General features: G+C 69.0%; 15 protein-coding genes. 13 read left to right on the top strand and 2 right to left on the bottom strand.

Annotated features, from left to right (window positions below; translation table 11 throughout):
• The first annotated feature begins 71 nt into the window (after positions 1 to 71).
• The 4 genes from ISP17_RS01265 (at position 72) to ISP17_RS01250 (ending at position 4,079) form a co-directional block, all read left to right on the top strand.
• Entirely contained in the window at positions 72 to 887 is an 816-nt protein-coding gene (locus tag ISP17_RS01265; RefSeq protein WP_404629699.1) for a glycosyltransferase family 2 protein, read from the top strand.
• A gap of 72 nt (positions 888 to 959) precedes the next feature.
• Positions 960 to 1,994 carry a CDP-glycerol glycerophosphotransferase family protein gene (locus ISP17_RS01260; RefSeq protein WP_404629698.1) on the top strand — a complete coding sequence of 345 codons (1,035 nt, stop codon included), beginning with the start codon at positions 960 to 962 and terminating at the stop codon, positions 1,992 to 1,994.
• A gap of 58 nt (positions 1,995 to 2,052) precedes the next feature.
• Entirely contained in the window at positions 2,053 to 3,765 is a 1,713-nt protein-coding gene (locus ISP17_RS01255; protein ID WP_404629697.1) for an ArnT family glycosyltransferase, read from the top strand.
• Complete coding sequence (locus tag ISP17_RS01250; RefSeq protein ID WP_404629696.1) at positions 3,762 to 4,079, top strand: tetratricopeptide repeat protein; 318 nt, start codon at positions 3,762 to 3,764, stop codon at positions 4,077 to 4,079. The genes ISP17_RS01255 and ISP17_RS01250 overlap by 4 nt, the downstream gene beginning before the upstream one ends.
• Before the next feature lie 178 nt (positions 4,080 to 4,257).
• On the opposite strand, the gene ISP17_RS01245 is transcribed toward ISP17_RS01250, so the two are convergent.
• Positions 4,258 to 5,163 carry an LpxL/LpxP family acyltransferase gene (locus ISP17_RS01245; protein WP_404629695.1) on the bottom strand — a complete coding sequence of 302 codons (906 nt, stop codon included), beginning with the start codon at positions 5,161 to 5,163 and terminating at the stop codon, positions 4,258 to 4,260.
• 87 nt (positions 5,164 to 5,250) lie between these two features.
• Between ISP17_RS01245 and dtd the strand changes: the two genes are divergently transcribed.
• Positions 5,251 to 5,688 carry a D-aminoacyl-tRNA deacylase gene (dtd, locus tag ISP17_RS01240; protein ID WP_404629694.1) on the top strand — a complete coding sequence of 146 codons (438 nt, stop codon included), beginning with the start codon at positions 5,251 to 5,253 and terminating at the stop codon, positions 5,686 to 5,688.
• A 144-nt stretch (positions 5,689 to 5,832) separates the two neighbouring features.
• Positions 5,833 to 7,695 carry an RNA polymerase sigma factor RpoD gene (gene rpoD / locus ISP17_RS01235; protein WP_404629693.1) on the top strand — a complete coding sequence of 621 codons (1,863 nt, stop codon included), beginning with the start codon at positions 5,833 to 5,835 and terminating at the stop codon, positions 7,693 to 7,695.
• Between the two features lie 50 nt (positions 7,696 to 7,745).
• On the opposite strand, the gene ISP17_RS01230 is transcribed toward rpoD, so the two are convergent.
• Positions 7,746 to 8,132: a hypothetical protein gene (locus tag ISP17_RS01230; protein WP_404629692.1), complete on the bottom strand. Its 387-nt coding sequence runs from the start codon at positions 8,130 to 8,132 to the stop codon at positions 7,746 to 7,748.
• A 508-nt stretch (positions 8,133 to 8,640) separates the two neighbouring features.
• On the opposite strand from ISP17_RS01230, the gene hemN reads away from it, so the two are divergent.
• From hemN to ISP17_RS01195, 7 genes are all read left to right on the top strand, one after another.
• Positions 8,641 to 10,053, top strand: a complete 1,413-nt coding sequence (gene hemN / locus ISP17_RS01225; protein ID WP_404629691.1) for an oxygen-independent coproporphyrinogen III oxidase — start codon at positions 8,641 to 8,643, stop codon at positions 10,051 to 10,053.
• 26 nt (positions 10,054 to 10,079) lie between these two features.
• Positions 10,080 to 10,841, top strand: a complete 762-nt coding sequence (locus ISP17_RS01220) for a helix-turn-helix domain-containing protein (protein ID WP_404629690.1) — start codon at positions 10,080 to 10,082, stop codon at positions 10,839 to 10,841.
• A 383-nt stretch (positions 10,842 to 11,224) separates the two neighbouring features.
• Complete coding sequence (locus tag ISP17_RS01215; protein WP_404629689.1) at positions 11,225 to 12,463, top strand: NnrS family protein; 1,239 nt, start codon at positions 11,225 to 11,227, stop codon at positions 12,461 to 12,463.
• 113 nt (positions 12,464 to 12,576) lie between these two features.
• Positions 12,577 to 14,103 carry a copper-containing nitrite reductase gene (nirK, locus tag ISP17_RS01210; protein WP_404629688.1) on the top strand — a complete coding sequence of 509 codons (1,527 nt, stop codon included), beginning with the start codon at positions 12,577 to 12,579 and terminating at the stop codon, positions 14,101 to 14,103.
• A gap of 4 nt (positions 14,104 to 14,107) precedes the next feature.
• The gene (locus ISP17_RS01205) at positions 14,108 to 14,995 is read left to right on the top strand and encodes a formylglycine-generating enzyme family protein (RefSeq protein WP_404629687.1); all 888 of its coding nucleotides are present in this window, start codon (positions 14,108 to 14,110) and stop codon (positions 14,993 to 14,995) included.
• A complete protein-coding gene (locus tag ISP17_RS01200; protein ID WP_404629686.1) occupies positions 14,992 to 15,570 on the top strand; it encodes an SCO family protein in 579 nt (192 codons plus the stop codon). Before ISP17_RS01205 ends, ISP17_RS01200 begins: the two co-directional genes overlap by 4 nt.
• Positions 15,567 to 16,031 (top strand): DnrO protein, encoded by a 465-nt coding sequence (locus ISP17_RS01195; RefSeq protein ID WP_404629685.1) that lies wholly within the window; start codon positions 15,567 to 15,569, stop codon positions 16,029 to 16,031. The genes ISP17_RS01200 and ISP17_RS01195 overlap by 4 nt, the downstream gene beginning before the upstream one ends.
• Positions 16,032 to 16,117: the final 86 nt, after the last annotated feature.

Raw genomic sequence — 16,117 nt, 5'->3', positions numbered from 1 at the left:
CAGGACGATCCCGCGCCGCAGTCTATCGCAGGGCACGCAGAAGGCGTCTCCGATTCCCCTAGAATCCGATCATGCGCACACTTCCGCTCACTCTTGTCGTCATCACCCACAACGAGGCGCACACCATCGGGCGCTGCCTCGATTCGGTGCCTTTCGCGGCCGAGAAACTGGTGGTGGACTCCGGCAGCGACGACGACACGGTGGCGATCGCCCGTGCCCACGGTGCTCGCGTGGTGCACCAGGACTGGCTGGGTTTCGGGCCGCAGCGCAACTTCGCCACCACGCAATGCACACACGACTGGATCCTGGCGCTGGATGCGGACGAATCCCTGTCGCCGGAGCTGGTGGCCGAGCTGGAAAACGGGCTGCCGGCCCTGATGGCCGGCGACGCCCCGGCCGCCTGGCTGCGCCGGCGCACCATCTACATGGGTCGCCCGATGCGCTGGTATCGACCGTCGGTCGGCGAGAAGCTGGCGCGGCTGTACCACCGAGAGCGCGCCCGCTGGACCGACGCGCGGGTGCACGAGTCGCTGCGCTTCGAGGGCAGTGCGCCCACCTTCGACGCGCCGTTCGACCACGTCAACAATCCCACCCTGCCGCACAAGCAGCTGAAGGTGCTGCGCTATGCCGAGCTGAAATGCCGCGACTGGCTGGACAAGGGCAAGCCGGTGCGGATGTGGCAGGCGCCGTTTGTCTACGCGCTGGCCTTCGTCAAGGACTACGTGTTCCGCCTCGCGATGCTGGACGGCTGGCGCGGCTTCCTGATCGCGCAGACCGCGGCCAGCTACGCGCTGTACAAGCGCATGCGCTACTACGAGATGCGCCACAACCCGGCGTCGGTGGCCGAGGCCGAGGCGATCCTCAAGCGCCACCGCGTCGATCGCTGAGCCGCCGCCGCATCGGCAAGCGAGTTCCCGCGCCGTAAGCTATGCGCTTTGCATTTCCCGGCGCCCACGATCATGCCCAAGCACTATCTCCTGTACGGCTCCGAGCGCTACGCGCTGGCGATCCTGCGTCCGCTGCAGGACGCCATCCGCGCCCGCGGCGGCGAGACCGCCTGGTTCTTCGACGGCCCCGGCGCGGAAGACCTGGTCGACGGCGAGCGCCTGCTCAGCGTGGAGGAGGTGCGTCGCTGGAAGCCGATCGCCGTGCTCACCCCGGGCAACCACCTGCCGCACTTCTTCCCCGGGGTGAAGGTGGAGGTGTTCCACGGCTTCGACGCCGGCAAGCCGCGGCACATCTACATCCGCGGCTTCTTCGACCTGTACTGCACCACCGGCCCGCGCGACACCGCGCAGTTCCAGGCGCTGGCCGACAAGCTCGGCCACTTCGCCGTGACCGAGACTGGCTGGCCCAAGCTCGACCCGTTCCTGCGCGAGATCGCCGGCCCGCTGCCGCCGGTGCGCACACCGCCGGTGATCCTCTACCACTCCACGTTTTCACCGTCGTGGAGCGCGGCCGAGACGCTGTACGAGGAGGTCAAGCGGCTGTCGCGCGACGGCCGCTGGCGCTGGATCGTCACCTTCCATCCGAAGATGAACCCGGAGACCCGCGCCAAGTACCAGGCGCTGCAGAACGAGCACCTGCGCTTTGCCGAGGACGACAACATCCTCGACCTGTTCCCGCAGGTGGACATGATGTGCTCGGACACGTCGTCCGCCCTGAGCGAGTTCCTGCTCACCGGCAAGCCGGTGGTCACCTTCAACAACCGCCGTCCCGGCCCACAGCTGATCGACATCCACGACGCCAGGGATTTCGAGCCGGCGATCGAGCGCGCGCTGGCGCGCCCGCCGGAGCTGATGCAGGCGATTGCGGATTTCGGCGCGGCGATCCATCCGTACCGCGATGGCCGCTCCAGCGAGCGCGTGCTGGATGCGATCGACGCCTTCATCGCCCGCGGCGGGCGCAACCGCAGGCGCAAGCCGCTGAACCTGTGGCGCAAGTTCAAGCTGCGCCGGCGCATCGGCTACTGGGGCCCCGCGCGCGTCCGCTGAGCCGGCGGCCCACCGGGGACGGCTAGAATGCGGCGCTGACCCTGCCTTGAGGCCAACCGTGACATCCAACGCCTATCGCCGTTCCGAACACCTGCGCGCCCTGTGGCCGTGGCTGCCGCTGTGGACGGCCGCCGCGCTGCTGGCGATCTTCGCGCACGGGCCGACGCCACTGTTCTCCACCCGCACGCTCGCGGTCGCCTGGGAGATGTGGAACGAGGGTCACTGGCTGGTGCCGCACGTCAACGGCGCGCCGTACAGCGAGAAGGCGCCGCTGCTGTTCTGGATGATCCACGCCGGCTGGTTCGCGTTCGGCGTCAGCGACGTGTGGCCGCGGGTGCTGGAAGTGATCTTCGGCGGCGCGCAGCTGGTGCTGGTATCGGTGATCGCGCGGCGGCTGTTCCCCGAGCGCCCGTGGGTGGCGCGCGCCACGCCGTGGATGCTGCTGTCGCTGAGCTACGCGTTCCTGTTCGGTCTGCAGATCATGTACGACGTGCCGCTGGCGGTGTGGTCGCTGGCCGCGCTGCTGTGCCTGGTGCCCACCGCCCGCCGCGCCGAGCCGCGCTGGTTGCTGTTCGGCTTGTTCATTGGCTTCGGCCTGTTGACCAAGGGCCCGGTGACGCTGCTGCACGTGATGTTTCCGTGGCTGCTCGGGCCGCTGTGGAGCGACTGGGCCAACCAACACCGCGCGCGCTGGTACGGCCGCGGCCTGCTCGGCGTGCTGCTCGGCGCCGGCATGCTGCTGGCGTGGGCGCTGCCGGCGGGCTTCAGCGGCGGCGAGGCGTACCGCCAGCGGCTGTTCTTCACCCAGACCGCGGCGCGCGTGGTCAACGGCATCGCGCCGGCGCAGGACCTGCAGAACCATGCCCGTCCCGTGTGGTGGTATCTGCTGGCGATTCCGGTGCTGATGTTCCCGCTGAGCGCCTGGCCGCGCGCCGTCGTCGCGCTCGGCATGCTGCGCCGGCCGCTGCCGCCCGGCATCCGCTTCGCACTGTGCTGGCTGCTGCCGGCGTTCGTCACGTTTTCGCTGATCAGCGGCAAGCAGCTGTACTACCCGCTGCCCGAGCTGGGCGGCGGCTGCCTGCTGCTGGCCGGCGCGATCGCGCTGCTGCGCGAGCAGCATCCGCGACTGGCCACCTCCGCGTGGCTGGGCACCTGGCCGCTGGCTATCGGTGGCATGTTGCTGGCGGTGTTCCTGTTCGTGCTGCCGACGCTGGTGGCTGGCGATCGACTGCACGGCGAGTGGTTCGACGAGGCGGTCGGCTACAGCCGCTACTTCGCCATCCTGTTCGCGCTGCTGGGCGCGCTGCTGCTGCTGCGCGGACGCGGCGAGATGCGGCGACTGGCGGTGGCGGGGCTGGTCGGCACGCTGGCGTTCAACACACTGTTCACGCTCACCGCGTGGCACAAGTACGACCTCACGCCTTCGAACGAGCTGCTGGCGGCGGCCGAAGCCGAGCAGCGCCCGATCGCCTACGTGGGCGCCTACGACGCACAGTTCCACTTCGCCGCTCGGCTGACCCGGCCGATCACCGAGATGCGCGGCGAGGGGGCGATCGCCGCGTTCGCCCAGGAGCATCCGAACGGGGTGATCGTCACCCATCCGGAAAAACTCGGTGCCGACGATCGCCGCTACGCGCTGCTGGTGCAGCCGTTCCGCTCGTCGTGGATCGTGATCTGGCAGGCCCCCGTGCTGGCCGACGTGCAGGCGGGCCGCCAGCCGCCCGAGCCGGCCACGCCCACCCGCATCTATCCGGCGCCGCTGCGGCCGTGAACAGCGACCGCATCGCGGCCCTGCGCGCCCAGTGCGGCGGACCGCGCGACGGCGCGCTGCTGCGGTACTCCCTGGGCAGCGCGCTGCTGGACGAGGGCGATGCGGCCACCGCGCGCGCCGAACTGCAGCGCGCGGTCGAGTTCGACCCGCGCTATTCCGCCGCCTGGAAGGCGCTGGGCAAGGCCTGCCTCGCCCTGCACGACCACCACGGCGCCGCCGCCGCGTGGCGGCAGGGCATCGTCGTGGCCAGCGAACGCGGCGACCAGCAAGCGGCGAAGGAAATGACCGTCTTCCTCAAACGGCTGGCGCGCTAGCAGCCTGTCGGACTTGAGTGGTCGAGGCGAAAGCCCGTCTGCGTGAGGACAGATGTTCGACGGTTCGCCGGCCCATGGTGGCGCCATGGGCCAATAAGCGGCGGAGATATGGACCGCGCAGAAGGATTTTCAGCCGGGCCAACTCAAGTCCGACAGGCTGCCAAGACGGCCGAGGGAATCAGTCGACCGCGACGCGGCCCGGACCGTCGTACGGGCTCACCAGCCCGTCGGCCGAAAAACGCTTGTACTGCCACTGGTACTGCGCAAAGGCGTGCTCCACGCAGGTTTCCACGCCGCGGTTGAGCGCGGCGCAGGCCGTTGCGAGATCGGCATCGCCCAGCCCGGCCGGCGCCGGCAGCAGATGGATGCGGAAACCCGCCCCGCGCGGCAGCCGCTCGGCGAAGGCAAACAGCACGGTCGCGCCGGTGCGCGCGGCCAGCCGCGGCAGCAGCACCATGGTCAGCGCGTCTCGACCGAAGAACGGCGCGATCTCGCCATCGCCGGCGCGTGGCTTCTGGTCGGGCAGGATGCCCACCGTGCCGCCGGCCGCCAGCCGCTTGTACAACGTGCGCACGCCAGCGCCTTCGGCGCGCACCTGCTCGGGCGCCAGCGCGCCGCGTACCTTGCGCAGCAGCTGCTCGATCGCAGCGATCCGCGGCGGCCGGTAGAGAATGGCCATCGGCGTGCGGCTGCACAGCCAGTAGTTGAGCAATTCCCAGCAGCCCAGATGCGGTGCGGCGATGATCACCCCCTTGCCGCTGGCCAGCGCCGCGTCGAACAGCTCCGCGCCGCGCACCTCGCGCACCAGTTGCAGCGCGCGCCCGGCGCCGCTGCCCCACACCTTGATGATCTCGGTCACCGATTTGCCGCCCTCGGCCATCGCCTCGCGCAGCAGCGCGCGACGGGCAGCCGCATCGAGTCCGGGGCAGGTGATCGCCAGGTTCACCGCGGCGACGTCGGCGCTGCGCGCGCCCAGCGCCAGCAGCAGCCGGCCGATCCCGGCACCCAGGGCGTGCAGGGCGCGCAGGGGCAGCAGTGCCAGCAGGCGCAGCAGGAGATAGATCAGGTAGATGTCTGCACGCATCGCGCCAGTTTAGTCGAAGCACCGCCGCCGCCCGCTGCCGGCGCATGGCGATCGCGATAAGCTGCAGCACCCGTTTCGGAACCCCGCATGATCGCCCTGATCCAGCGCGTCACCAGCGCGCATGTGTCCGTCGACCACGAAACTGTCGGCACCATCGGCCCGGGCCTGCTGGCCCTGGTGGCGGTGCAGCCGCACGACGGCGAGCCACAGGCGCAGCGCATGCTGCAGCGCCTGCTCGGTTACCGTGTGTTTGCCGACGAAGCCGGCAAGATGAACCGCTCGGTCGCCGACATCGGCGGCGACCTGCTGCTGGTGAGCCAGTTCACCCTGGCCGCCGACACCCGTTCCGGCATGCGACCGAGTTTCACCACGGCTGCCGCGCCCGAGCACGGCCGGCACTGGTTCGATCGCCTGGTCGAGCTGGCCCGCCTTGCGCACCCGCGGGTGGAAACCGGCCGCTTCGGCGCCCATATGCAGGTGCATCTGGTCAACGACGGACCGGTCACCTTCTGGCTCGAAAGCTGATGGCCCGCCCGCACACACACCCGTGTCACGGCGCGATCTGGCGCGATTCTTGCTGCCCGATCCGCTTTCGAACCCCACTTGAAAACTGGTCAAAAAAGCAGCACATCGTTATACTGATCGGTTCCTGCATCCGCGGCGGTAGGTATGAATAGCAAAGCTCCCGAGCAACAGTCAGAAATCAAGGCGCTCATCTCCAAGGGTCTGGAGCAGGGCTACCTGACCTATGCCGAGATCAACGACCACCTGCCCGACGACATCGTCGATCCGGAGCAGATCGAAGACATCATGGCGGTGCTCAAGGGCGTCGGCATCGAAGTGCACGACGCGGCGCCGGACGCCGATCCGCTGGCCGACAAGGCCGGCAGCGGCACCGACGACGAAGCCGCGGCCGAAGAGGCCGTGGCCCTGCTGTCGGCAGTGGACGCCGAAGTGGGCCGCACCACCGACCCCGTGCGCATGTACATGCGAGAGATGGGCACGGTCGAGCTGCTCACCCGCGAGGGCGAGATCGCCATCGCCAAGCGCATCGAGGAAGGCCTGGGCCAGGTGCAGACCGCGCTGGCCAGCTTCCCGCTGACCATCGAGCTGCTGCTGGAAGAGTATGACCAGCACCTGGACGGCAAGCGCCGCCTGTCCGAGATCCTCGCCGGCTTCCTCGACCTGGAAGCCGCCGCCGACGCCGCCCTCGCCGAAGCCGAGGAAGCGGCCGCGAACCGCGTGGAAGAAGAGGGCGAGGAAGAAGAGGAAGAGGACACCACCGCCACCGAGGACGAGGAAGCCGGCCCGACCGGTCCGGATCCGGAAGAGGTCAAGCGCCGCATGGAACTGCTGCGCGACTACTACGGCAAGTTCCAGAAGGCCGCGCCCAAGGCCACCGGCATCACCGACAAGAAGATCGTCAAGCTGCGCGACCAGATGGCCGAGGAGTTCCTCAAGCTCAAGCTGCCGTCCGCGCTGATCGACAGCTTCGTGCGCAAGCTGCGCGAAGTGGTGGGCGACATCCGCCACCACGAGCGCGTGCTGATGGACATCTTCGTCAAGCAGGTGAAGATGCCCAAGGCCGAGTTCCTCAAGACCTTCCCCAGCAACGAGGGCAACCTGGAGTGGGCGGCCGAGCTGGGCCGCAAGCGCCAGAAGTGGTCGCCGAACATCAAGACCCACAAGGAAGCGATCGACGCCGAGCAGGAAAAGCTCGCCGCCATCGAGCGCAAGCTGTTCCTGCCGCTGACCGACATCAAGGACATCAACCGCGCCATGAGCGTGGGCGAGGCCAAGGCCCGTCGCGCCAAGAAGGAAATGGTCGAGGCGAACCTGCGCCTGGTGATCTCGATCGCCAAGAAGTACACCAACCGCGGCCTGCAGTTCCTGGACCTGATCCAGGAGGGCAACATCGGCCTGATGAAGGCGGTGGACAAGTTCGAATACCGCCGCGGCTACAAGTTCTCGACCTACGCCACCTGGTGGATCCGCCAGGCGATCACTCGCTCGATCGCCGACCAGGCGCGCACCATCCGCATCCCGGTGCACATGATCGAGACGATCAACAAGCTCAACCGCATCTCCCGCCAGATGCTCCAGCAGTTCGGCCGCGAGGCCACGCCGGAGGAACTGGCCAAGGAGATGGACATGCCCGAGGACAAGATCCGCAAGGTGCTGAAGATCGCCAAGGAGCCGATCTCCATGGAGACCCCGATCGGCGACGACGAGGACTCCCACCTGGGCGACTTCATCGAGGACGGCAACGCCAGCTCGCCGATCGACTCGGCCACCGAGACCGGCCTGATGGAAACCGTGCGCGACGTGCTCGCCGGGCTCACCCCGCGCGAGGCCAAGGTGCTGCGCATGCGCTTCGGCATCGACATGAATACCGACCACACGCTGGAAGAGGTCGGCAAGCAGTTCGACGTCACCCGCGAGCGCATCCGCCAGATCGAGGCCAAGGCGCTGCGCAAGCTGCGCCACCCCAGCCGCTCGGAACAGCTGCGCTCGTTCCTCGACCTGGAGTAAGCGCCGCCACCTGGTAATCGACAACGGCCGCGCATGCGGCCGTTGTCATTTCAGGACCTGCTCACCGCCGCCAGATCGGGAAAGTGTTCCTCGGCGTGACAGTTGGCGCATAGAAGGATGCATTTCGCGAGCTCTGACCGGACCTCGCCATCGCTCCGGTTTGACAGGGCGCGCATGTCGAGGTTGAACGACTTCTTCGCCGGATCCGCGTGGTGCCATGTCAGCGCGGCCAGATTCCTTGAGTACCCGCAGCGGGTGCAACGTCCGCCGGCTTCCGCGATAAGCAGGCACTTGCGCCGGAGGCCGCGTGCCTGCTGACAGGCGTAGCTTTGGTGACGGTGGTTGGTGTCCTTGTTCTTGCAGCCGCGCGAACAGAATTTTCGCTGCCGACCCGCCAGCAGCTTTCGGCACACTACGCACTTTCGTCTGGATTCCATGCTGCAACCATAATCCGAAAAAACGGAGCCTGCGGCACGATTCGTTGCTACCATGCGAGCATGGGCCTGTAGCTCAATGGTTAGAGCAGGGGACTCATCGAAAGGTGCCACCGCGGCGTAATCCGCGGCTGGGATCGGGATGAATTCAGGGAAACCTCAGCGGCGCAACGCGGCCGGTGGCAACCCTGAGCCAAGCCGCCGGTACACCGGCGGAAGGTGCAGAGACTACCTGAGGGCTGCAGTGCCCTTGATCACAGGCTCGAGCGTCCCGCGCCCCACCCGTACGCGCATCACTGCGTCGCACGGCGGGCGAAGAGATAGTCCGCGCCGAGGGGAAACCTTCGGAACAAGCGAATCCCTTGGTTCCAGGTTCGAGTCCTGGCGGGCCCACAAATACTGTGCTACCCATGTGAGAGGCTTTTCGCGGCCGGAACGCCGGTGGGCCCATGTCCTCGACGCCTGATCCCGGTCAAGGCGAAGTGCGCGGACACCGGCGACAGTGCGCGGCATGGAAACCATCGCCGCCGCCCCCATCGAACCGCCGACCTTCGACGCCGCGCTGATCGCCCGCTACGACGTCAACGGTCCGCGCTACACCAGCTATCCGACCGCACCGCAGTTCCGCGCCGACTTCGACGAGACGGCACTGCGCAGGGCGATCCGCGACTCCAACGAGGAGCCGATCCCGCGCCCGCTGTCGCTGTACGTGCACGTGCCGTTCTGCATGAGCCCGTGCTTCTACTGCGGCTGCAACCGGGTGATCACCCGCGACGTGGGCAAGGCGGACCGCTATCTGGAGCGGCTGGTGCGCGAAATCGAGCTGATCGCGCCGCTGTTCGACCGCGACCGTCCGGTGCGCCAGCTGCACTTCGGCGGCGGCACGCCCAACTTCCTCGACCTGCCGCGCATGCGCGAGCTGATGGAGTCGCTGGCGCGCCACTTCAGCTTTGCGCGCGACGACGAGCGCGAATACGGCATCGAGATCGATCCGCGCTTTGCCGATGCCGCCTACGTGCGCGGGCTGGCCGAGCTGGGCTTCAACCGCATCTCGGTGGGCATCCAGGACTTCGATCCCGCCGTGCAGGCGGCGGTGAACCGCATCCAGAGCGTGGCGCAGACCGCCGAGGTGCTGCACGCGGCGCGCGAGGCCGGCTTCGCCTCGGCCAGCGTGGATCTCATCTACGGCCTGCCGCGGCAGACGCTGGACGGCTTCGACCGCACGCTCACCGAAGTGATCGCGCTGGCGCCGGACCGCGTGGCGGTGTACGGCTACGCGCACCTGCCGGCGATGTTCAAGGCACAGCAGCAGATCGAGGCGGCCGAACTGCCCGATCCGGCGACCCGGCTGGCGCTGTTCGGCCGCGCGCTGGAACGGCTCACCGCGGCCGGCTACGTCTATATCGGCATGGACCACTTCGCCCGCGCCGACGACGAGCTGGCGCGGGCGCAGCGCGCCGGCCAGCTGCAGCGCAATTTCCAGGGCTACTCCACCCACGGCGACTGCGACATCGTGGGACTGGGCGTGAGCGCGATCGGCCGCATCGGCGACAGCTACAGCCAGAACGCCCGCGACCTCACCGGCTACTACGCCGCGCTCGACGCCGGCCGCCTGCCGGTGGCCCGCGGCCTGCACCTGGACGAGGACGACCTGATCCGCCGCGCCGCCATCGGCGAGCTGATGTGCCACGGCGAGCTGGACATGGCCGCCTTCGGCACGCGCCACCGGCTGGTTTTCGCAACTTATTTCGCGCAGGCTCTGGAGCGCCTGCGCGCGCTGGCCGACGACGGCCTGGTGACGCTGGATGACCGGATGATCCGGGTGACTTCGCGCGGACGCCTTCTGTTGCGTATCATCGCGATGTGCTTCGATGCGTACCTTGATGATGACGCGTCGCCGACACGCTACTCGCGCGCCATCTGACCCCACGCCACCGGATGTCATCCACGATGCGCTCCAGTCATCCGGCAGGACGCCTGCCCGATCCGCCCAGCCCCATCGCCAACGACGGCGACGAGGTCCACTTCTGCCGCACCTGCGCCTTTGCCGGCGCCTGCATCGCGGTGGGCTACGGCAAGCCCGAGCTGGAATCGCTGCACTGCCTGGTCGAGCACGTCGGGCCCTACCGCAACGGCGATCACGTGTTCCGCACCGGCGATCCGTTCCGCGCGATCTTCGCGGTGCGCGCCGGCACGGTGAAGACCTGCCTGGTCGACAAGGACGGCCGCGAGCAGGTGCTGGGCTTCTACCTGCCCGGCGAGGTGATCGGCCTCAACGCGATCTATCCCGAGCATTTCCCGTGCGACGCGGTCGCGCTGGAAAACACCCAGTTCTGCCGCTTCTCGTTCCCCGCGATGAGCGCGCTGGCCGCGCGCATGCCGGCGGTACAGCAGCACCTGTTCCGCCTGCTCAGCAAGGAGCTGGGCACCGCCAGCCTGCTGGCCGGCGATCACAGCGCGGACGAGCGCATGGCTGCTTTCCTGTGCGACCTCGGCAGCCGTTACGCCGCACGCGGGTTCTCCGGCACGCGCTTCACGCTGAGCATGTCGCGCGGTGACATCGCCAACTACCTGCGCCTCGCCGCCGAAACGGTGAGCCGCGTGCTCACCCGCTTCCGCAGCCAGCACCTGATCGCCATCGAGGGTCGCGAGCTGGAACTGCTCGACGTCAAGGGGCTGGAGAAGATCGGGCAGAACCTGCTGCCGGATTGAGCGGGGGGCGTGACGTGGCCGCGCCTGGGCGGGGCACGCCCCGGCAGCACGTGCGTCGGGCTACCACCGCTGGTGCGACGCGTCGCTGTGCTCGACACAGTTTGCGCATTGCGCTCCGTAGCGCCCCTACCCCAGCCCTCTTCCCAACGGGGGGGAGAGCAGAACCTCGCATACGCCTTGAACCTCGCCCCCGCGGCGAGGAAGCAAAACCACTCGCGCCCTGAGCCATCTAAGGGCTTTACCTGAGCTCGCGGAAGACGGCACGGAGCGGATGCTTGCGGTGATGCCACAGCGCAACCCGTGCACCGCGCGCTGACCCAGATCAGGGCGACCGCGCAGCGCGATCCGCAGCATGACGGCTCGATCTCTACCTGAGTCACGCCATGCGCGATGCCGTCGTTTCCCCGATCAGGCCGACGCGCCTGCCGGACATCCTCGCCCAGGCGCCGCATCGCCTGCTGTTTTTCGCCGGCGCCTGCGCGGTGCTCACCAGCATGACGTGGTGGACGCTGCAGCTGGCGTCGCTGCGCTACGGCTGGGTGCACTGGCCGCAGCCGCCGGTGCCGCCAGCGTGGGGGCATGCGCTGCTCGCGGTGTACGGCATGCTGCCGCTCTTCATGTTCGGCTTTCTGCTGACGGTGTTCCCGCGCTGGCTGGACCGTCCCGCACTGGGCCGTGCGCGTTACGTGCCGGTGGCCGGCGCGGTGTTCGGCGGTTACCTGTTGGCGCATGTCGGCCTGCTCGGCAGCCTCGCGCTGCTGCGCGCGGGCGTGCTGCTGATCGCCATGGGGTATTCGATCGCGCTGTTCACGCTGGCGCAGGTGCTGCGCGCGTCGACGACGCGGCAGTCGCACGCGTGGTCGTGCCTGGCCGGCGTGGCGATGGGCTGGGTGGGGCTGGCCGCCGGACTGGCCGCGCTGTTCGGCGCGCCGCCGGCCGCGATGACGCTGGCGGTCCAGCTCGGCGTATTCGGCTTTCTGCTGCCGGTGTACTTCAGCGTGTGCCACCGGATGATTCCGTTCTTCAGCGGTAACGTGATCGCCGGCTACCGCATGTGGCGGCCGCGCTGGAGCCTGCCGCTGGCATGGACGCTGCTGGCCGCGCACGTGACGCTGGAGCTGGCCGGCGCCAACGCGTGGCGCTGGCTCGCCGACGCGCCGCTGGCGCTGCTGTTCGGCGCGCACGCGCTGATGTGGCGGCCGTGGCAGGCGCGCCGGCCCGGCCTGCTGCTGGCGCTGCACCTGGCTTTTGCCTGGCTGCCGCTGGCCTTCGCGCTGTACGCGTGGCAGAGCGCGTGGCTGCTGGCGAGTGGACGGATGGCGCTCGGCCTGGCGCCGCTGCACGTGCTGACCATCGGCTACTTCGGCTCGATGCTGGTGGCGATGGTGACGCGGGTGACCCAGGGGCATTCCGGGCGCGCGCTGCAGATGGGCACGCTGCCGTGGGTGTGCTTCGCCCTGCTGCAGGGCGTGGTGCTGCTGCGTGTGTTCGCCGAGACGAGGACGGACGGCTACCGCTGGCTGGTGCTCGCCGCGGCGGGCTGGCTGATCGCCTTCGCGCCGTGGGTACTGCGTTCGGCGTGGATCTACCTGACCCCGCGCGCGGACGGCAAGCCGGGCTGAATCGGCGGCAGGCTGTCGCAGGCAGCACGTTCGTGCGGCGGGCTGATCCAGGTCAGTCGCCCCGCCGCACGTGCCGCCTACGCTGCGCGCACGGATCACGAAGGGGAAGGACCATGTCGAGAATGTTGCGCACGTTGCTGGCCGCGGCCAGCGTGTTGGCGATCGCCGCCTGCTCGGGCAAACCCGAGGCCACGGCCAGCGCCGGAACCGCTGCACCGCCCACCGCCGCGGCGGCGTCGGCCACCGACCCGGGCGACTTCGGCCCGCCACGGGGCGAACCGATCCACGCGGTGCTTACCAGTCCGCCGAACGTGCCACCGCCGATCCACCGCAACTATCCGGCCAAGGTGATCGTGGAGCTGGAAGTGATCGAGAAGGAGATGCCGATCTCCGAGGGCGTCAGCTACACCTACTGGACCTTCGGCGGCACCGTGCCGGGCAGCTTCATCCGCGTGCGCCAGGGCGACACGGTGGAGTTCCACCTGAAGAACTCGCCCGACTCGAAGATGCCGCACAACATCGACCTGCACGGCGTCACCGGCCCGGGCGGCGGCGCGGCGTCGAGCTTCACCGCGCCGGGGCACGAGTCGCAGTTCACCTTCAAGGCGCTCAACCAGGGCGTGTACGTGTACCACTGCGCCACCGCGCCGGTGGGCATGCACATCGCCAACGGCATGTACGGGCTGATCCTGGTGGAGCCGCCGGAAGGCATGCCCAAGGTCGACCACGAGTACTACGTGATGCAGGGCGACTTCTACACGGTGGGCAAATACCGCGAGAAGGGCCACCAGGGCTTCGACATGGACAAGGCGATCGACGAGAAGCCCACCTATGTACTGTTCAACGGCCACGAAGGCTCGCTCACCGGCGACAACGCGCTCACCGCCAAGGTCGGCCAGACGGTGCGGCTGTTCGTCGGCAACGGCGGACCGAACCTGGTGTCGAGCTTCCACGTGATCGGCGAGATCTTCGACACCGTGCGGCAGGAGGGCGGCACGGTGGAGCAGCACAACGTGCAGACCACGCTGATCCCCTCCGGCGGCGCGGCGATGGTGGAGTTCCGCACCCAGGTGCCGGGCAGCTACGTGCTGGTGGACCACTCGATCTTCCGCGCCTTCAACAAAGGCGCGCTGGGCATCCTCAAAGTGGACGGGCCGGAGGACAAGGCGATCTACTCGGGCAAGGAGGTCGACTCGGTCTACCTCGGCGATCGCGCCGAACCGAACCTGCACGCGGTGAGCACGGCGGCCAAGGCGAATGCCGCCGGCACGCTGAGCAAGGCCGACCAGATCGGCGCCGGCAAGCAGTTGTTCACCGGCACCTGCTCGGTTTGCCACCAGGCGAACGGCCAGGGCCTGCCCGGGGTGTTCCCGCCGCTAGCCAAGTCGGACTATCTCGCCAAACAGACGCGCGAACACCTGATCGGCATTCCGCTGCACGGCCTGCACGGCAAGGTCACCGTCAACGGCACCGAGTACGACTCGGTCATGCCGCCGATGACCCAGCTCACCGACGACGAGGTCGCCAACATCCTCACCTACGTGCTCAACAGCTGGGACAACCCCGGTGGCCAGATCACCAAGGACGAGGTGGCCAAGGTACGTGCGCAACCCGCCGCCGCGCCCGCCGCGGAGCATTGAGCCGATGCGTGCAGGCCCCCTGCTGCTGGCGCTCGCCGTGCTGGCCGCGACGCCCGCCGCGGCAGCGGCGGCCGACTACCGGCCGCTGCCCGGCGGCCGGTTCGCCAGCGTGGTGCCGGCCGACGGCAAGGACGCCCCGGCGCAGGTGGCGCCGTTCGCGCTGCGCAGCGAGCCGGTGAGCAACGCCGAGTTCCTCGCCTTCGTCACCAAGCATCCGCAGTGGCGGCGCGACCGCGTGGCACCGATCTTTGCCGACGGCCGCTATCTCTCGCACTGGGCCACGCCCGATGCGCTGGGCGCCGACGCGCTGCCTATGCAGCCGGTCACCCGGGTGAGCTGGTTCGCCGCACAGGCCTACTGCGAGAGCGAACACGCGCGGCTGCCGAGCTGGTACGAGTGGGAGATGGCCGCCGCCGCCGACGTCACCCGCGCCGATGCGCGCACCGATCCGGCCTGGCGCGAGCGCGTGCTGGACTGGTACAGCCGCCCGTCCTCGCACGCACTGCCGACCATCGGTGGCGCGGCCGACCTGCACGGCGTGCGCGATCTCAACGGCTTGGTGTGGGAATGGGTGGACGACTTCAACGCCCTGCTGGTGGGCAGCGACAGCCGCGATCAGGACGGCGCCGACAAGCTGAAGTTCTGCGGTGCCGGCGCGATCAGCCTGCAGCAGAAGGAGAACTACGCCACGCTGATGCGGGTGGCGATGCTGTCCGCGCTGAAGGCGGTCGACACCACGCCCAACCTCGGCTTTCGCTGCGCAAGGCCGCTGACGAGCCCGTCGATCGCTGCGTCACCCATCACCGTTCGTACTGAGTTGGGTGCTGCGCGATCGAGGGACCGCGATGTCCCCCATGCCTTGTCCCCATCCCCGCAAGCGAGCTCGCCATGAAACATTTCACCGCCTTCCTGATGAGCGTCCTGCTCACCGGCCCGGCCTTCGCCGCGCCGGCGACTGCCCCGGCACCGCTGCCCGGCGACTCGGTCTACCAGCTCGCCGCCACCCTCACCGACCAGGACGGCCACACCGCGCCGTGGGCCGCGCGCCGCGGCACGCCGCAGATCGTGAGCATGTTCTACGCCTCGTGCACGATGGTCTGCCCGATGATCATCGACACCATGAAGGCCACACGCCGCGCTGCCGGCGAACCGGCCGCACTGGGCCTGCTGGCAGTGAGTTTCGACCCGGCCCGCGACAACACCGATGCGCTGCGCCGCTACGCCGCCGCGCACCGGCTCGACCTGCGCTGGTGGACCCTGGCGCACGCCACGCCGGCAGACACACGCTCGCTCGCCGCCCTGCTCGGCGTGCAGTACCGCCCGCTGCCGGACGGCGACTTCAACCACTCCAGCGTGCTGCTGCTGCTCGACGCGGACGGCCGCATCGTGGCGCGCAGCACGATCATCGGACGCACCGATCCGGCGTTCGTCGCCGCTGTGCGCCAGCTCGCCGGAGCGCAACCATGAACATCGCGTCTCGTGTCTTTCTTCTCGGCATGCTCGCGCTGCCGCTATCCGGTGTGAGCTTCGCGCAGCACACGCACCATGCCGCGCACAGCGACACGGCACCGGCACCCGCACCGGCCGCGCGCTGGCCCGCCGACGACGCGCTGCACGACGGCATGGGCCGCATCCACGTCGCGCTGGAGGAACTGCGCCACTACGAGATGGGCCACATGGACGCGACGATGGCACTGGACCGCGTCGGCCTGATCGAGCAGGCCGCCGCCGACATCTTCGCCAAGTGCAAGCTGCCGGAAGAGCGCGACGCCGTGCTGCATCGCATGCTGGTACCGCTGCTCGCCGCCGCCGACAAGCTCAAGGCCAACCCTGCCGACATGGCGCAGGTACAGGCGATGCGCGACGCGGTGGCCGACTACCCGCGCTACTTCGCCGATCCGGGCTGGGCGACGCCGCCGGCGCACTGAGCGCCCCGACACGCCCCCTGCGACAACCCGTCTGCCGCGCCGCGGCGCGCGGCTGATCCGGATCAGTCCGACACCCCGCGCGACCG

The organism is Dyella ginsengisoli (assembly GCF_044904665.1).
GTDB lineage: Bacteria > Pseudomonadota > Gammaproteobacteria > Xanthomonadales > Rhodanobacteraceae > Dyella_A > Dyella_A ginsengisoli.
The sequence above is the reverse complement of the archived record's forward strand: the minus strand, read 5'-3'. Positions and strand labels throughout refer to the sequence as shown.

Coding starts and splice junctions, on each gene's coding strand:
- ISP17_RS01265 (WP_404629699.1), top strand. CDS start 72: ATGCGCACACTTCCGCTCACTCTTGTCGTCATCACCCACAACGAGGCG.
- ISP17_RS01260 (WP_404629698.1), top strand. CDS start 960: ATGCCCAAGCACTATCTCCTGTACGGCTCCGAGCGCTACGCGCTGGCG.
- ISP17_RS01245 (WP_404629695.1), bottom strand. CDS start 5,163: ATGCGTGCAGACATCTACCTGATCTATCTCCTGCTGCGCCTGCTGGCA.
- dtd (WP_404629694.1), top strand. CDS start 5,251: ATGATCGCCCTGATCCAGCGCGTCACCAGCGCGCATGTGTCCGTCGAC.
- rpoD (WP_404629693.1), top strand. CDS start 5,833: ATGAATAGCAAAGCTCCCGAGCAACAGTCAGAAATCAAGGCGCTCATC.
- ISP17_RS01230 (WP_404629692.1), bottom strand. CDS start 8,132: ATGGAATCCAGACGAAAGTGCGTAGTGTGCCGAAAGCTGCTGGCGGGT.
- hemN (WP_404629691.1), top strand. CDS start 8,641: ATGGAAACCATCGCCGCCGCCCCCATCGAACCGCCGACCTTCGACGCC.
- ISP17_RS01220 (WP_404629690.1), top strand. CDS start 10,080: ATGCGCTCCAGTCATCCGGCAGGACGCCTGCCCGATCCGCCCAGCCCC.
- ISP17_RS01215 (WP_404629689.1), top strand. CDS start 11,225: ATGCGCGATGCCGTCGTTTCCCCGATCAGGCCGACGCGCCTGCCGGAC.
- nirK (WP_404629688.1), top strand. CDS start 12,577: ATGTCGAGAATGTTGCGCACGTTGCTGGCCGCGGCCAGCGTGTTGGCG.
- ISP17_RS01205 (WP_404629687.1), top strand. CDS start 14,108: ATGCGTGCAGGCCCCCTGCTGCTGGCGCTCGCCGTGCTGGCCGCGACG.
- ISP17_RS01200 (WP_404629686.1), top strand. CDS start 14,992: ATGAAACATTTCACCGCCTTCCTGATGAGCGTCCTGCTCACCGGCCCG.
- ISP17_RS01195 (WP_404629685.1), top strand. CDS start 15,567: ATGAACATCGCGTCTCGTGTCTTTCTTCTCGGCATGCTCGCGCTGCCG.